We start from the raw sequence: 13,957 nt of genomic DNA, 5'->3' as shown, positions 1-13,957 counted from the left end.
TACCAGGAAAAGGTTGTGGGGATCAAAAAAATTTATAAGTTATTTTAAGAATAATGTTATTTTCTTTTCCTGGAATTGTGCTATACTGTAGCAGGGATATTTTCAAATAAACACATATAATAAAATTTCATGGAAAAGACGGACAGGTGATGGAAAATGAGTGAGTACAACAGAAATTCTTCAGGAGGAAGGAATTTTGAACATAGAGGATTGGAGGGCGGAACGCTGAGTTCGTACAGCCGTGCCGGACATAGCAGTACCGGGCATCGTTCGTCGTCCGAAACATCCAGCCATACAAAAAGTACAGCTGCGCACACAAGCACGGGACGCCGGGATACTGCGATGAACCGGGCGGCAGCCGGTCGGAGTGGGCATACTTCCGGGCGTTATAAAAAGAAGAGAAGAAACCGTCTGGATATTACACAGATCCTTTTGATCGTGATCGGTGTCCTGGCGGTTATCCTGATAGCGGCGATTGCCTCCCGCGGGTGCGGTGGGGGCAGCGCGGCAGGCGGGGCGACCGAATCGGATGCCGTACAGGAGAGTACCGTGGCAGATGGAGAGGTGACCGTCAACGGCGTCAATATTTACGGAATGACGCAGGAGGAGGCGCGCAAGGCGATCCTTGATTCATTTGACTGGAAGATGAAGGTCAAATACGAGGACAAAGAGGCCGACGTCACCAATCTGATGGCGGATAAAGTTGATCAGCTTCTCGAGGAGATCTATGCAAGTGATCTGAAACCGGGTGAGACATATGAAGTCAACACGGAAAATATGATCGAGGATGCCAAGGCAGAGGCAGCACTGATTGCCGGAAACTGGAACATGGCAGCCAAGAGCGGCGGTATCTCCGGTTACAATAAGGAAACGGGCAAATTTGAGTTCAGCGAGGGCACCAAGGGACTTGTCATCGATCAGGACAAGCTGGCACAGGCGATGGTCGATGCGATTGACAAGAAAGAGTTTGATGCCGTTCTGACCGCAGAGACGAAGGAAGTCGCAGCGGATTCGTCGGTACAGGATAAGTACAAGACAATGTCCACCTACACAACCACGACGACCTCCAACAGCAACCGAAACGAGAATATCCGTCTGGCGGTCGCAGCGTTAAACGGAATGATTGTCAAACCAGGACAGGAATTTTCCTTTAACAATACGACCGGTGCGAGAACCGAAGAAAAAGGCTACAAGCCGGCAACCGCATACTTAAATGGCGAGGTTGTCCAGGAGCCAGGCGGCGGCGTCTGCCAGGTATCTTCAACCTTATATAACGCGGTTGTATTTGCGGGGCTTAAAAGTACGGAGCGCCACGCACACAGCTACGAGCCGTCCTACGTTACACCGGGCGAGGATGCGGCAGTCAGCTACGGCGGACCGGACTTCAAGTTCGTCAACAACTCGGAATATCCGCTGGCTATCAAGGCAAGCTTCAGCGCATCGGATCGAAAACTGACGATCGCACTGTATGGAGTTCCGATTCTGAAAGAGGGTGTCAAGATTCGTATGTCTTCTGAGAAGACAAGCGAGATTGATCCGCCGTCTGCGGTTTATACCGAGGATGGTTCCTTGCAGCCGGGGCAGGAAGTGCAGACAAAGGCAGCGACTCCGGGCAGCCGCTGGTCCACGGATCTGGTTACCTATGAGAATGATAAAGAAGTGAGTCGTGAATTTTTTCACAATAGCAGCTATCGTGGAAAGGCGGCGCAGATCAAACGTAACAGTTCCGCTACTGTAGCGACCAACGCAACGGAGACAACGGCGACAGCAGAAAGCACTGCGGCTGAGACAAATGCAGCTAATGAGAGCACAGCGGCACATGAGACAACCACAGCGGCACCGTCCAGCCCTGACGGCGAGACAAAAGCGCCGACCACGACAACGGCGGTATCCAACGAAGGACCGCAGGAGACAACTCCGGAGCCAGAGGAAACGAACCCGGTTGTGGAAGCAAATGGACCTGGAAGCAATTAAAACCAAGGCAAAACTAAGGTGAAATATAGAAAGTGCTGTAAGATAGATTGCAAAAACGAATGATAAAAGGGCATTCAAGCGGCATTTGAATGAAAAGCACCGCTGGATGGAGAGTCTTTCTTCATCTGGTGGCGCTTTTTTTCATATTTTATGGTTTTATCGACTATCTGAAAAAACAGTAGACAGCTTTTTTGTAATTGTTCGAAAAATAATACCGGATATTAATCAAATTTATTTGCATTTTGACGAGAATTTGTTATAATATTATCAGGTAAATTTCCAGGACAATCTATTTGGGGAGATTTATTACTGAATACATTCACTATCAATAGGAGGAATATTCATTATGGCAAGAAAGATGAAAACCATGGATGGAAACCACGCAGCAGCGCATGCTTCTTACGCATACACCGACGTGGCAGCTATCTATCCGATTACCCCTTCTTCTCCGATGGCTGAGGCTACCGATGAATGGGCAACAGACGGAAGAACCAATATTTTCGGCCACACAGTTCAGATTACAGAGATGCAGTCTGAGGCAGGTGCAGCAGGTGCAGTACACGGATCTCTGGCAGCAGGTGCGCTGACAACCACGTACACCGCTTCCCAGGGTCTGCTTCTGATGATCCCGAACTTATACAAGATTGCAGGTGAGCAGCTCCCGGGCGTATTTAATGTTTCTGCTCGTGCACTGGCCAGCCATGCGTTATCCATCTTTGGTGACCATTCTGATATTTATGCGTGCCGTCAGACAGGCTGCGCGATGCTGTGTGAATCCAGCGTACAGGAAGTTATGGATTTAACCCCGGTTGCACATCTGGCATCCATCAAGGGCAAGATTCCGTTCATTAACTTCTTTGATGGTTTCCGTACATCCCATGAGATTCAGAAGATCGAGACCTGGGATTATGAAGATCTGAAAGATATGGCAGATATGGATGCAATCGATGCATTCCGTAAGAATGCACTGAACCCGAACCACCCGTGTCAGCGCGGTTCTGCTCAGAACCCGGATATCTTCTTTCAGGTAAGAGAGGCTTGCAACCCGTACTACGATGCACTTCCGGCGATTGTTCAGGAATACATGGACAAGGTCAATGAGAAGATTGGCACAGACTACAAGCTGTTCAACTACTATGGCGCTCCGGATGCAGAGCACGTTATCATCGCAATGGGTTCTGTCAACGATACCATCGAGGAGACGATCGATTACCTCGTAGCAGCTGGGAAGAAAGTCGGCGTTGTAAAGGTTCGCCTGTACCGTCCGTTCGTAGCCAGTGCACTGGTAGACGCTATTCCGGATACAGTTAAGCAGATTTCCGTATTAGACCGCACCAAAGAGCCAGGTTCCCTTGGCGAGCCGCTTTACCTTGATGTAGTAGCAGCATTAAAGGGTACAAAATTTGATCAGACTCCGATCTTCACAGGTCGTTACGGACTTGGTTCCAAGGATACCACACCGGCTCAGATCGTAGCTGTATATGAGAACACAACCAAGAAGCAGTTCACCATCGGTATCGTAGATGATGTTACCAACCTTTCCCTGGAGCTTGGCGCACCGCTTGTTACCACTCCGGAAGGAACTGTAAACTGTAAGTTCTGGGGTCTTGGTGCCGACGGTACTGTAGGTGCAAACAAGAACTCTATCAAGATCATCGGCGATAATACCGATATGTACGCACAGGCTTACTTCGATTATGACTCCAAGAAATCTGGTGGTGTTACAATGTCCCACCTTCGTTTCGGTCATAAACCGATCAAATCCACCTACCTGATCCACAAGGCAAACTTTGTTGCCTGTCACAACCCGGCTTACATCCGTAAGTACAACATGGTTCAGGAACTGGTTGACGGCGGTACATTCCTGTTAAACTGCCCGTGGAACATGGAAGAGTTGGAGCAGCACTTACCGGGACAGGTTAAGAAGTTCATCGCTGACCACAAGATTAAATTCTACACCATCGACGGTGTTAAACTGGGTATCGAGACCGGTATGGGTCCGACCCGTATCAATACCATCCTTCAGTCCGCATTCTTCAAGCTGGCAAATATTATTCCGGAGGAGAGAGCGATCGAACTGATGAAGGCTGCTGCAAAGGCAACCTACGGTCGTAAGGGCGAAGATGTTGTTAAGAAAAACTGGGCTGCTATCGATGCAGGCGCTCAGAACGTTGTAGAGATTCAGGTTCCGGAAAGCTGGAAGAACGGCGAGGACGAGGGACTTGAGATGACTCACGCAACCGAGGGAAGAGCAGACGTTGTTAAGTTTGTCAACACCGTTCAGGCTGCTGTCAATGCTCAGGAGGGTAACAACCTGCCGGTATCTGCATTTACCGATTATGTAGATGGTACAACTCCGTCTGGTTCCGCTGCATACGAGAAACGTGGTATCGCAGTCAATGTACCGGTTTGGAATCCGGACAACTGTATCCAGTGTAACTTCTGTTCTTATGTGTGTCCGCACGCAGTTATCCGCCCGATCGCGATGACCGAGGAAGAGGCTGCTGCCGCTCCGGAAGGAACAAAGACACTGCCACTTACAGGTATGCCGCAGTACAAGTTCGTGATGACTATTTCTTCCCTGGATTGTACCGGATGTGGTTCCTGTGCAAATGTCTGCCCGGGCAAGAAGGGTGAGAAAGCACTTACGATGGTAAGTCTTGACAAGAATCTGGAGGCTCAGAAGGGTTATGACTACGGTCAGACACTTCCGATCAAACAGGATGTCATTGATAAATATAAAGAGACAACCGTTAAGGGAAGCCAGTTCAAACAGCCGTTACTTGAGTTCTCCGGCGCTTGTGCAGGATGCGGCGAGACTCCGTACGCAAAACTGATTACTCAGCTGTTCGGCGATCGTATGTACATTGCCAACGCAACCGGATGCTCCTCTATCTGGGGCAACTCTTCACCGTCCACACCTTACACCATGAACAAGGCTGGCAAGGGTCCGGCTTGGGACAACTCCCTGTTCGAGGACAACGCAGAGTTCGGTTATGGTATGCTTCTGGCTCAGAACGCAATCCGTGACGGCTTAAAGGGTAAGGTTGAGGCTGTGATGGCGGCAGAACAGGCGACCGATGAAGTGAAAGCAGCTTGCAAAGAGTGGCTGGATACTTACGGAATCGGTGCATTGAACGGCGCAGCTACCGACAAGCTGGTAGAGGCTCTGGATGGCATCGACTGCCCGAACTGCAAGGATATTGTGAAGAACAAAGACTTCCTCGCTAAGAAATCCCAGTGGGTATTCGGTGGCGACGGTTGGGCTTACGATATCGGTTTCGGCGGTGTTGACCACGTACTTGCTTCCGGCAAGGATATCAACATCATGGTATATGATACCGAGGTTTACTCCAACACAGGCGGACAGTCCTCTAAGGCAACTCCGACCGGTGCAGTTGCACAGTTCGCAGCAGGTGGTAAAGATGTGAAGAAGAAAGATCTTGCTTCCATCGCTATGAGCTACGGCTATGTATACGTTGCCCAGATCTCCATGGGTGCTGATTATGCTCAGACTGTTAAGGCAATCGCTGAGGCAGAGGCATATCCGGGTCCGTCCTTAGTCATTGCATATGCTCCGTGTATCAACCACGGTATCAAGAAAGGTATGGACAAGGCTCAGACCGAGGAGAAACTGGCGGTAGAGTGCGGTTACTGGCACAACTTCCGTTACAATCCGGCTGCAGAGGACAAGAAGTTCACTCTGGACAGCAAGGCACCGACAGGTGACTACCAGGCATTCTTAAAGGGTGAGGTTCGTTACGCATCTCTGGCTCTGAAGAATCCGGATAGAGCCGGCGCGCTGGATGCAAAGAACGAGGAAGAGGCAAAGGCTAGATACCAGTACCTGAACAAGCTCGTTACTCTGTATTCAAACAATTAATGAATCACTGATTCATGAATATATGACATACGATATATAAAACGTATGACTGCAGAAGCTCCGTCGAAAGATGGAGCTTTTGTTGTGTAATAGAAAATTCCTTGGAATTCCCTATTACACAACAAGCCACATTCTTTTTTTAAGAGGGAAAATCGTATAATAGAGTGTTTTTGTGGTATCCTGTATATGAAAAGGATCTGAAAATTATATGCTTCAATAAAACAGGAAAATAAAAAATATTTCAGGCAATGTTGAGAGAGATAATTCGATATAGCATTTAGAAAGCGGGGAAATCAGGATGGCACAGGGCAAAGATTTTTATATTCCATTTCAGGATGGGAGCGGCAGAATCCATGGCATCTGCTGGGAGCCGGAGGAAACACCGTGGGCGGTCATTCAGGTGGCGCACGGTATGATCGAGCACATTGGCAGATACGAAGAATTTGCACAGGCGATGAACCGGGCGGGGATTGCGGTCATCGGGAACGATCATCCGGGACATGGACGGACAGCAAAACCAGGGGAATTGGGTGAGTTCGCGGAGAAAAATGGTGTCCGCCGCGTGAACGGTGCGATGGCGCAGGTGGCACGTTTTGCGAAACACAAGTTTCAGGGCATTCCGCATATTCTTCTGGGGCACAGCATGGGTTCGTTTTTTGGACGCCGTTTTATCACGCATTATGGAGAATGGCTGGACGGCGCAATTTTCATGGGAACCGGAAGCCAGCCGGAACCACTTTTGTGGCTGGGCGGAACCGTCGTGGCAGCGGCAGCGTGGCTGGAAGGAAGAAATGGACGAAATGAGCGGCTGCACCAGCTGGTTCTTGGAAGCTATAACCGCTATTTTGAAAAAGGAAAAACGGAACATCAATGGCTGTCGCGCGTGACGGAGGAGGATGAAAAATACGAGGCGGATCCATACTGCCAGTTTTTATTCACCGATGGGGCATTCGTCGATTTTTTCCAGGTCATGCTGGATTTGAAGCGGAAGAGAGGCTTTGATGGAATTCCGAAAAATCTGCCGATTCTGCTGATATCGGGAGAGGAGGACCCGGTCGGAGAAGGCGGACGCGGTGTGCGGCGCGCGATGGAAGATCTGCAAGAAACCGGATGTACCAATGTGGCGATGCAACTTTATCCGGGGGCAAGGCATGAACTGTTTCATGAGATCAATCGGGAAGAGGTATTTGGTGATATTGTGGACTGGGTAAGTAAATTATAAGTAATACTTATAACTTACTTAATGAAAAATAATATACAAATGAAAAAACAATCTTTACAGTTCATATGCTTTTTTTTTATAATTGAGAATGTTTTGGAAACTGTGTAAAAAGGTAGTTTTAAATTGGGTACAGGGAGAGAAAATCTATGGAAAATGAAAAGAAATTTACGGGACCTGCCTATGAGTTTGAGGCGAAGATGCCGTTAAAACAGGCGATTCCGCTGGGACTGCAGCACGTGCCGTTAAAACAGGCGATTCCGCTGGGACTGCAGCACGTGCTTGCGATGTTTGTCGGTAACCTGACACCACTTCTGATCATCACAGGCGCCTGTGGTATCACGGGCGGAAACGATCTGGCACAGCTGCAGATCGAGCTTCTGCAGAATGCGATGTTGGTGGCGGGACTGATCACGCTGCTGCAGTTATTTTCGGTTGGTCCGGTCGGCGGCAAGGTTCCGATTATCATGGGAACCAGCTCTGGTTTCATCGGTGTATTCAACAGCGTGGCGGCTACGATGGGCGGCGGTATTTTAGCGTACGGCGCCATTATGGGTGCTTCGATCATCGGCGGTCTGTTCGAGAGTGTGCTTGGATGCTTCTTAAAGCCGCTTCGCCGATTTTTCCCGTCGGTCGTAACAGGTACGGTCGTTCTTTCGATTGGTCTGTCATTGATCGGGGTCGGCGTCAATTCCTTCGGCGGCGGCAGCTCGGCGCAGGACTTTGGTTCCATGGAAAATATGCTGCTTGCTATTTTTGTCCTGATTGTGATTCTGGCAGTGAAGCACGGAACGAAGGGATATTTAAGTTCTTCCTCGATTCTGGTCGGAATTATTGCCGGTTATGCTGTAGCATTCATCATGGGTCTGGTGCTTCCGCACACGGGCATTGCAGCGGACGGAACCGAATATACCAAAGCATGGGTATTAAACTGGGATAAGGTAGCACAGGCAAGCTGGATCAGCATTCCGCCGATCGTCCCGGTTAAAATTGTCTTTGATATGCGCGCGATTTTGCCGGTTCTTATCATGTTTATTGTAACCGCTGTTGAGACGGTCGGAGATATTTCCGGTGTCGTTGAGGGCGGTATGGACCGTGAGGCGACCGATAAAGAGCTTTCCGGCGGCGTTATCTGCGATGGACTTGGTTCCAGTATTGCGGCGCTGTTCGGTGTTCTTCCGAACACTTCGTTCAGCCAGAACGTAGGTCTGGTTACGATGACAAAGGTAGTCAACCGCATGGCACTTGCAACCGGCGCGGTATTCCTGATTCTGTGCGGTCTGATTCCGAAGCTGGGTGCGATCGTTTCGATCATGCCACAGTCGGTACTGGGAGGCGCAGCGGTTATGATGTTCTCTTCGATCGTAGTTAGCGGTATTCAGCTTATCACGAAAGAGAAGATGACTTCACGCAACCTGACCATCGTCTCTGTTGCACTGGGTGTTGGTTACGGCATGGGTGCACATGCAACTATCCTTTCCAAGATGCCGGAAGCAATTCAGCTTGTATTCGGCGGATCTGGTATCGTTCCGGCAGCTTTCATGGCGATTATCCTGAATGTGCTGCTGCCGAAGGATGAGGCGTAAGAAATAGGAAGATTAGAAAAAGGTTATAGGTACATAAAAATATAAGATCCATCTATAAAATATGGAATGTATGGCTGAAAGTGATACGTAGATTGATAAAAAGGGACTGGCATCATGCTGCATGTGTGATGTCAGTCCTTATAGTTTTATTCGATTGTTACCAGATTCTCCAGGCGTTTGAGCTCCTCCGGCGTGTCTACATCCATCAATTCCTCCGGCACTTCGGCAGTCACATACTGGACAACGTCCGGATGCTGGCGGAGAACATGGCTTCCGCCAGCTTTTTCCGGCAGATGGAGCAGTTCGTCAAAATATGCCCGGTCGAAGAGAATCGGGCTTCCGACGGTGGTTGAGGCGGAAGGTTCGGGAGAAGCCGTCATTTGGACGCTGCAGAGCTGTACGATCGGTGATTTTTCTGCAATTCCTGAATTCTGAGGCAATTTTGATTCCAAAATGGAAAAATCAGAATCTGGGAAAACAGATTTTGAGTGACCTGGTGATATTTTGCATTCGAGATAGCGCCGGCATATCCGTTCCAGTGTCCGTGGACGCAGAAGCGGCTGATCGCCGAGTGCAAAGAGACAGCCTGATAAATCCGGGTGCCTTTTTAACATGTGTGTAAGTCCCAGGCAGAGCGCCTCGTTCCGATTGGGAAGTGTATGAATCAGCACCGGAATTCCCAGGGACTGACAGTAATCGTGAACCTCCCGGGAGCGCGTCACAACGAGACGATCGGCAAAGAGCGGAACAGAACCGGTCACATCCAGTACCGAGTGGATGAGCGGAGCACCGTGGAACGAAGCCATGAGCTTGTTCGAGCCGAAACGTTTTCCAAGACCGGAGGCCATGATGATGCAGGCGATCCGGACATCGTTTGAATTTTGCAAACAAGTGAAAGAGGACGTTTGTGTTCCAGAAGAGAAAAAAACAGATTTCCGCCTGCAAAAAAATTCTTCATATAACTGTTTCCCACTCTCCGTACATGCATCCCGATATGCCTCATACTTAGCTAGAAACTCCCTCGCCTCCGCCGTCATCTGGCTGCCTCCGCCGCCTTTTCCGCCGGTGGTGCGGACGGTCAGTGGAAATCCAAGCGTGGCTTCGGCGGAGCGGATAATCCGAAGTGCTTTTGTATACGCCATATTCATGGACAGAGCGGCGGAGCGGAGCGATCCGGTTTCATCGATGGCATGAAGAAGCTGACGAGGACCTTCGCCAAAGAAACGATGGTTTTCGTCGTTGCAGAGGTAGGTACGGATGGATGGTTTCATAGTTTTTGTCAAATCCTCCTAATCTTTTCTGGAAAAAGGGGTCTCGTTGTATTTTAAAAATAACAACGGAATTATACCATGTTTTATGCTATAATAAAAGATGGATAATTTTGTTATTTAAGAAATAGATGAAAAAGAGGAAAAACCTATGATGACGATTCGAGAATATAAACGGGTAGAAAGCCTGGAGGAAGCCTGGGAGCTGAATCAGAAAAAAGCGAACCGGGTGATAGGCGGTATGATCTGGCTGAAGATGAGCCGGGGCAATGTAGGAACCGCGATTGATATTTCAGGGCTGGGGCTGGATCAGATAGAGGAGACAGAGGATGCGTTTGAGATTGGCGCGATGGTTACCCTGCGCCAGCTGGAAGAACATCCGGGATTGGCGGCATACACAGACGGTGCCATGCGCGAGTCGGTGCGCCATATCGTCGGCGTGCAGCTTCGGAACCTGGCGACAGTCGGAGGCAGTATCTATGGCAGATTTGGATTTTCAGATGTCCTGACGATGTTCCTGGCGATGGACACCGAAGTGGAACTTTACAAAGCTGGACGGATGCCGTTGATGGAATTTGCAAAACAGATCGGCGGCCGGGACATTTTAGTCAAATTAATTGTCCATAAAGACAAAGCCGTATATCACTACCAGTCCGTGCGGAATACGCAGACTGATTTTCCAGTGCTGACCTGTGCAGCGGCGAAACGGGCGGATGGAGCATATCGTTTTAGCATCGGTGCGCGTCCGGGGCGTGCTGTGTTGTTCGAGGCATCAGCGGAGACAATACAGGCGCTTATAGAGGAAAAGCAAAAGGCTGAAACAAAAGCAGATGCGGATGCCGATACCAGAGAAAGTCAGGACAAGACGCAGACCGGGAAGAAAGCAGCCTGTCTTGCAAAGTGGATCCGTGATCAGGTTCAGACGTCTTCAAATATGCGCGGCAGCGCTGAATACCGGAAACATTTAATCGGTGTTCTGATAAAGCGGGCGGTGCGTGTGCTGGAAGAGTGCTAAACGAAATAGGACAATAAAATGATCGTATAATAGTATGAATATTAGGAGATTCACATATGATGCAGATAACGATTACTCTAAATGGAACGAAGATTTCTCCGGAGATTGAGCCGGATACGCTTCTGATTGATCTGGTACGCAGTCAGGGCTGTTACAGTGTCAAGCGCGGCTGCGAGACGGCAAACTGCGGACTCTGTACCGTATTTCTGGATGAAAAACCAGTGCTTTCCTGTTCCGTGCTGGCGGCGCGGGCGGACGGTCACAGCGTGACGACGCTGGAAGGACTCCAGGAGGAGGCAAAAGAATTTGGCGCATTCATTGCCGATCAGGGAGCCGAACAGTGCGGCTTCTGTAATCCGGGCTTTATCATGAATGCGCTGGCGCTGTTCCGGGAAAAAGAGTTCCCGGAGGAGGATGAAATCCGCGAATATCTGGCAGGAAACCTGTGCCGCTGTTCCGGTTATGAAGGACAGCTTCGCGGCATTCTGGCATTTTTAGACTGGAAGAGAGAAAAACAGAAGGAGGCGGCAGAATGAGAGTAGTCAATACTTCTGTACGAAAAAAAGATGCGATGCAGCTGGTAACCGGACAGCCGGTTTACGTGGATGATCTGGCGCCGCAGGACTGCCTGATCGTCAAACTTCTGCGTTCCCCGTATGCGAATGCGATGGTAAAAACGATCAACACCGCGATCGCAATGAAAGTTCCGGGCATCGAGGCAATTTATACCTGGGAGGATGTGCCGCAGGATGCAAAGCGCTACACACAGGCGGGGCAGACATACCCGGAGGCGAGCCCGTATGACCGTCTCCTGATCGACCGCCATGTCCGTTTTCAGGGCGATATTGTGGCGATTGTAGCAGGAAAAGATGAAAAATGTGTCGATAAAGCACTCCGCCTGATCAAGGTACAGTACGAAGTCTTAGAGCCGGTTCTGGATTTCCATACGTCAAAGGACAACCCGATCCTGGTTCACCCAGAGGACAACTGGGAGAGTCTTGCTCCGGTCGGCGCAGACAACAAGCGCAACCTCTGCGCGCACGATGAGTGCGGCAACGGGGATGTCGAGGCGGTTTTAAAGGACTGCGACATCGTGATTGACCATGTATACCACACAAAGCCGTGCCAGCAGACGATGATGGAGACATTCCGTACCTATTGTTCGATCGATACCTACGGAAGATTAAATATTTTAAGTTCCACGCAGATCGTGTTCCACTGTCGCAGAATCGTGGCAAATGCGCTTCATATCCCGAAGTCGATGGTGCGCGTGAGCAAGCCGAGAATCGGCGGGGGTTTTGGTGCGAAGCAGACGGCGGTCTGTGAAGTGTATCCGGCATTCGTTACCTGGATGACGAAAAAACCGTCGAAGCTGATTTATAGCCGGATGGAGACACAGACGGCGTCTTCGCCGCGCCATGAGATGGAGATGCATGTACGTCTGGGCGCGATGAAGGACGGCACGATCCGCGGCATCGATCTTTACACATTGTCCAATACCGGTGCTTACGGCGAGCATGGACCGACAACCGTTGGACTGTCAGGACACAAATCGATCCCGTTGTATGGAAGTGTTGAAGCATTCCGCTTTATCAGCGATGTTGTCTATACGAATATCATGTCGGCAGGCGCGTACCGTGGCTATGGTGCGACACAGGGACTTTTCGCGATCGAGTCGGCGGTCAATGAGCTGGCAGACCAGATTCAGATGGACCGCTTTGAGATCCGCCTGAAAAACATGGTTAAAGAGGGCGATCTGATGCCAGCATATTATAATCAGGTTAATACAAGCTGCGCACTCGACCGTTGTGTAAAAAAAGTGCGTGAGATGATCGGCTGGGAAGACAAATATCCGGTGCGTGACATGGGCAATGGCAAGGTCCGCAGCGTCGGCATGGGTATGGCGATGCAGGGATCGGCAATCACGGCGATGGATGTCGGAAGTGCCGTCTCAAAGTCAACGACGAAGGGTTCTATACATTGTCGCTCGGAGCGGCAGATATGGGAACCGGCTGTGACACGATTCTGGCGCAGATTGCGGCGGAAGTGCTGGAATGCCCAATTGACGCAATCACGGTGCTGGGCGCGGACACGGATTCATCCCCGTATGACTCAGGTTCTTATGCATCGAGTACGACTTATCTGACCGGAAAAGCGACCGAACGGTGTGCGCTGCGCCTGCGCGAGCAGATCTGTAAACTGGGTGCAGAGCTTCTGGGCGTCCCGGCGGATGCAGTGGAATTTGACGGAAAAGAGGTATTCACAACCGAAAAAGCCGGGGATGAGACGAAGAAGATCGCTCTGGCTGATATCGCAACGGCGTCCATGTACGGGCATGAAATTCCGCTGGAGGTAACCGAGTCGAGAACCGCCCACATTTCCCCGCCTCCGTTTATGGCAGGTGCGGTTGAGCTTGAGATTGATATGGAGACAGGCGAAACCAGCGTTATTAATTATGCGGCAGCGGTAGACTGCGGTACACCGATCAATCCGAATCTGTCCCGCCTGCAGGTTGAGGGCGGTCTGATGCAGGGAATCGGCATGGCGCTGACGGAAAATATTACCCGTAATGCACAGGGTGGTGTGCGTGAAAATTCCCTGATGCAGTATAAGATTCCGACCCGGATTGACTATGGACATTTAAACGTTGAGTTTGAGAGCAGTTATGAGCCATCTGGTCCGTTCGGAGCAAAGTCGATCGGCGAGATTGTTATCAACACGCCGCTTCCGGCGATTGCTGATGCGGTGTACAATGCAGTCGGAAAACGATTCTATGAGCTTCCGATCACGCCGGAGCAGATTGCACGCGCGGCGGCAGAGAAGCTGGGAGAAGATTTTATTTAAAGAGATAGATTAAAAACAAAAAGCTGCAGCAGAATGTTATATGTTAGCATTTTGCGGCAGCTTTTTGTTTTTGTGTGCGCACAATGTCAATTAATTAGTGTCATAGTTCTAAGCTGTTTTGGCTTGCATTCTGCCGCAGGTCTATATATAATGAAAGAGTGAATATCT

Annotated in this window: 7 protein-coding genes and 1 pseudogene; 7 read left to right on the top strand and 1 reads right to left on the bottom strand. The window is 49.9% G+C overall.

Annotated features, from left to right (window positions below; genetic code table 11):
• Positions 1–156: 156 nt before the first annotated feature.
• The 4 genes from DWX76_RS01700 to DWX76_RS01685 all read left to right on the top strand — a co-directional run bounded on the left by DWX76_RS01700 (position 157) and on the right by DWX76_RS01685 (position 8,662).
• The gene (locus DWX76_RS01700; protein ID WP_243022424.1) at positions 157–1,974 is read left to right on the top strand and encodes a VanW family protein; all 1,818 of its coding nucleotides are present in this window, start codon (positions 157–159) and stop codon (positions 1,972–1,974) included.
• 346 nt (positions 1,975–2,320) lie between these two features.
• Positions 2,321–5,857, top strand: coding sequence for a pyruvate:ferredoxin (flavodoxin) oxidoreductase (nifJ, locus tag DWX76_RS01695; protein WP_118472655.1), 3,537 nt, complete (start codon positions 2,321–2,323; stop codon positions 5,855–5,857).
• 298 nt (positions 5,858–6,155) lie between these two features.
• Positions 6,156–7,079 carry an alpha/beta hydrolase gene (locus DWX76_RS01690; protein WP_118570007.1) on the top strand — a complete coding sequence of 308 codons (924 nt, stop codon included), beginning with the start codon at positions 6,156–6,158 and terminating at the stop codon, positions 7,077–7,079.
• A 197-nt stretch (positions 7,080–7,276) separates the two neighbouring features.
• Entirely contained in the window at positions 7,277–8,662 is a 1,386-nt protein-coding gene (locus DWX76_RS01685) for a nucleobase:cation symporter-2 family protein (RefSeq protein WP_243022431.1), read from the top strand.
• A gap of 146 nt (positions 8,663–8,808) precedes the next feature.
• On the opposite strand, the gene DWX76_RS13880 is transcribed toward DWX76_RS01685, so the two are convergent.
• Complete coding sequence (locus DWX76_RS13880) at positions 8,809–9,933, bottom strand: NTP transferase domain-containing protein (protein WP_118293871.1); 1,125 nt, start codon at positions 9,931–9,933, stop codon at positions 8,809–8,811.
• Positions 9,934–10,081: 148 nt separating this feature from the next.
• On the opposite strand from DWX76_RS13880, the gene DWX76_RS01675 reads away from it, so the two are divergent.
• The 3 genes and pseudogenes from DWX76_RS01675 to DWX76_RS01665 all read left to right on the top strand — a co-directional run bounded on the left by DWX76_RS01675 (position 10,082) and on the right by DWX76_RS01665 (position 13,789).
• Positions 10,082–10,945, top strand: a complete 864-nt coding sequence (locus DWX76_RS01675; RefSeq protein WP_118293872.1) for an FAD binding domain-containing protein — start codon at positions 10,082–10,084, stop codon at positions 10,943–10,945.
• Between the two features lie 59 nt (positions 10,946–11,004).
• The gene (locus DWX76_RS01670; RefSeq protein ID WP_107000403.1) at positions 11,005–11,481 is read left to right on the top strand and encodes a (2Fe-2S)-binding protein; all 477 of its coding nucleotides are present in this window, start codon (positions 11,005–11,007) and stop codon (positions 11,479–11,481) included.
• A pseudogene (locus tag DWX76_RS01665) lies at positions 11,478–13,789 on the top strand (molybdopterin cofactor-binding domain-containing protein). The gene DWX76_RS01670 and the pseudogene DWX76_RS01665 overlap by 4 nt, the downstream one beginning before the upstream one ends.
• Positions 13,790–13,957 lie beyond the last annotated feature (168 nt).

It is taken from the genome of Clostridium sp. AF21-20LB (assembly GCF_003478795.1).
Lineage (GTDB): Bacteria > Bacillota > Clostridia > Lachnospirales > Lachnospiraceae > Otoolea > Otoolea fessa.
The sequence above is the reverse complement of the archived record's forward strand: the minus strand, read 5'-3'. Positions and strand labels throughout refer to the sequence as shown.

Bases quoted from the DNA above. Each gene is read 5' to 3' on its own strand.
- DWX76_RS13880 (WP_118293871.1), bottom strand. From the start codon at position 9,933: ATGAAACCATCCATCCGTACCTACCTCTGCAACGACGAAAACCATCGT.
- DWX76_RS01700 (WP_243022424.1), top strand. From the start codon at position 157: ATGAGTGAGTACAACAGAAATTCTTCAGGAGGAAGGAATTTTGAACAT.
- DWX76_RS01690 (WP_118570007.1), top strand. From the start codon at position 6,156: ATGGCACAGGGCAAAGATTTTTATATTCCATTTCAGGATGGGAGCGGC.
- DWX76_RS01685 (WP_243022431.1), top strand. From the start codon at position 7,277: ATGCCGTTAAAACAGGCGATTCCGCTGGGACTGCAGCACGTGCCGTTA.
- DWX76_RS01670 (WP_107000403.1), top strand. From the start codon at position 11,005: ATGCAGATAACGATTACTCTAAATGGAACGAAGATTTCTCCGGAGATT.
- DWX76_RS01675 (WP_118293872.1), top strand. From the start codon at position 10,082: ATGATGACGATTCGAGAATATAAACGGGTAGAAAGCCTGGAGGAAGCC.
- nifJ (WP_118472655.1), top strand. From the start codon at position 2,321: ATGGCAAGAAAGATGAAAACCATGGATGGAAACCACGCAGCAGCGCAT.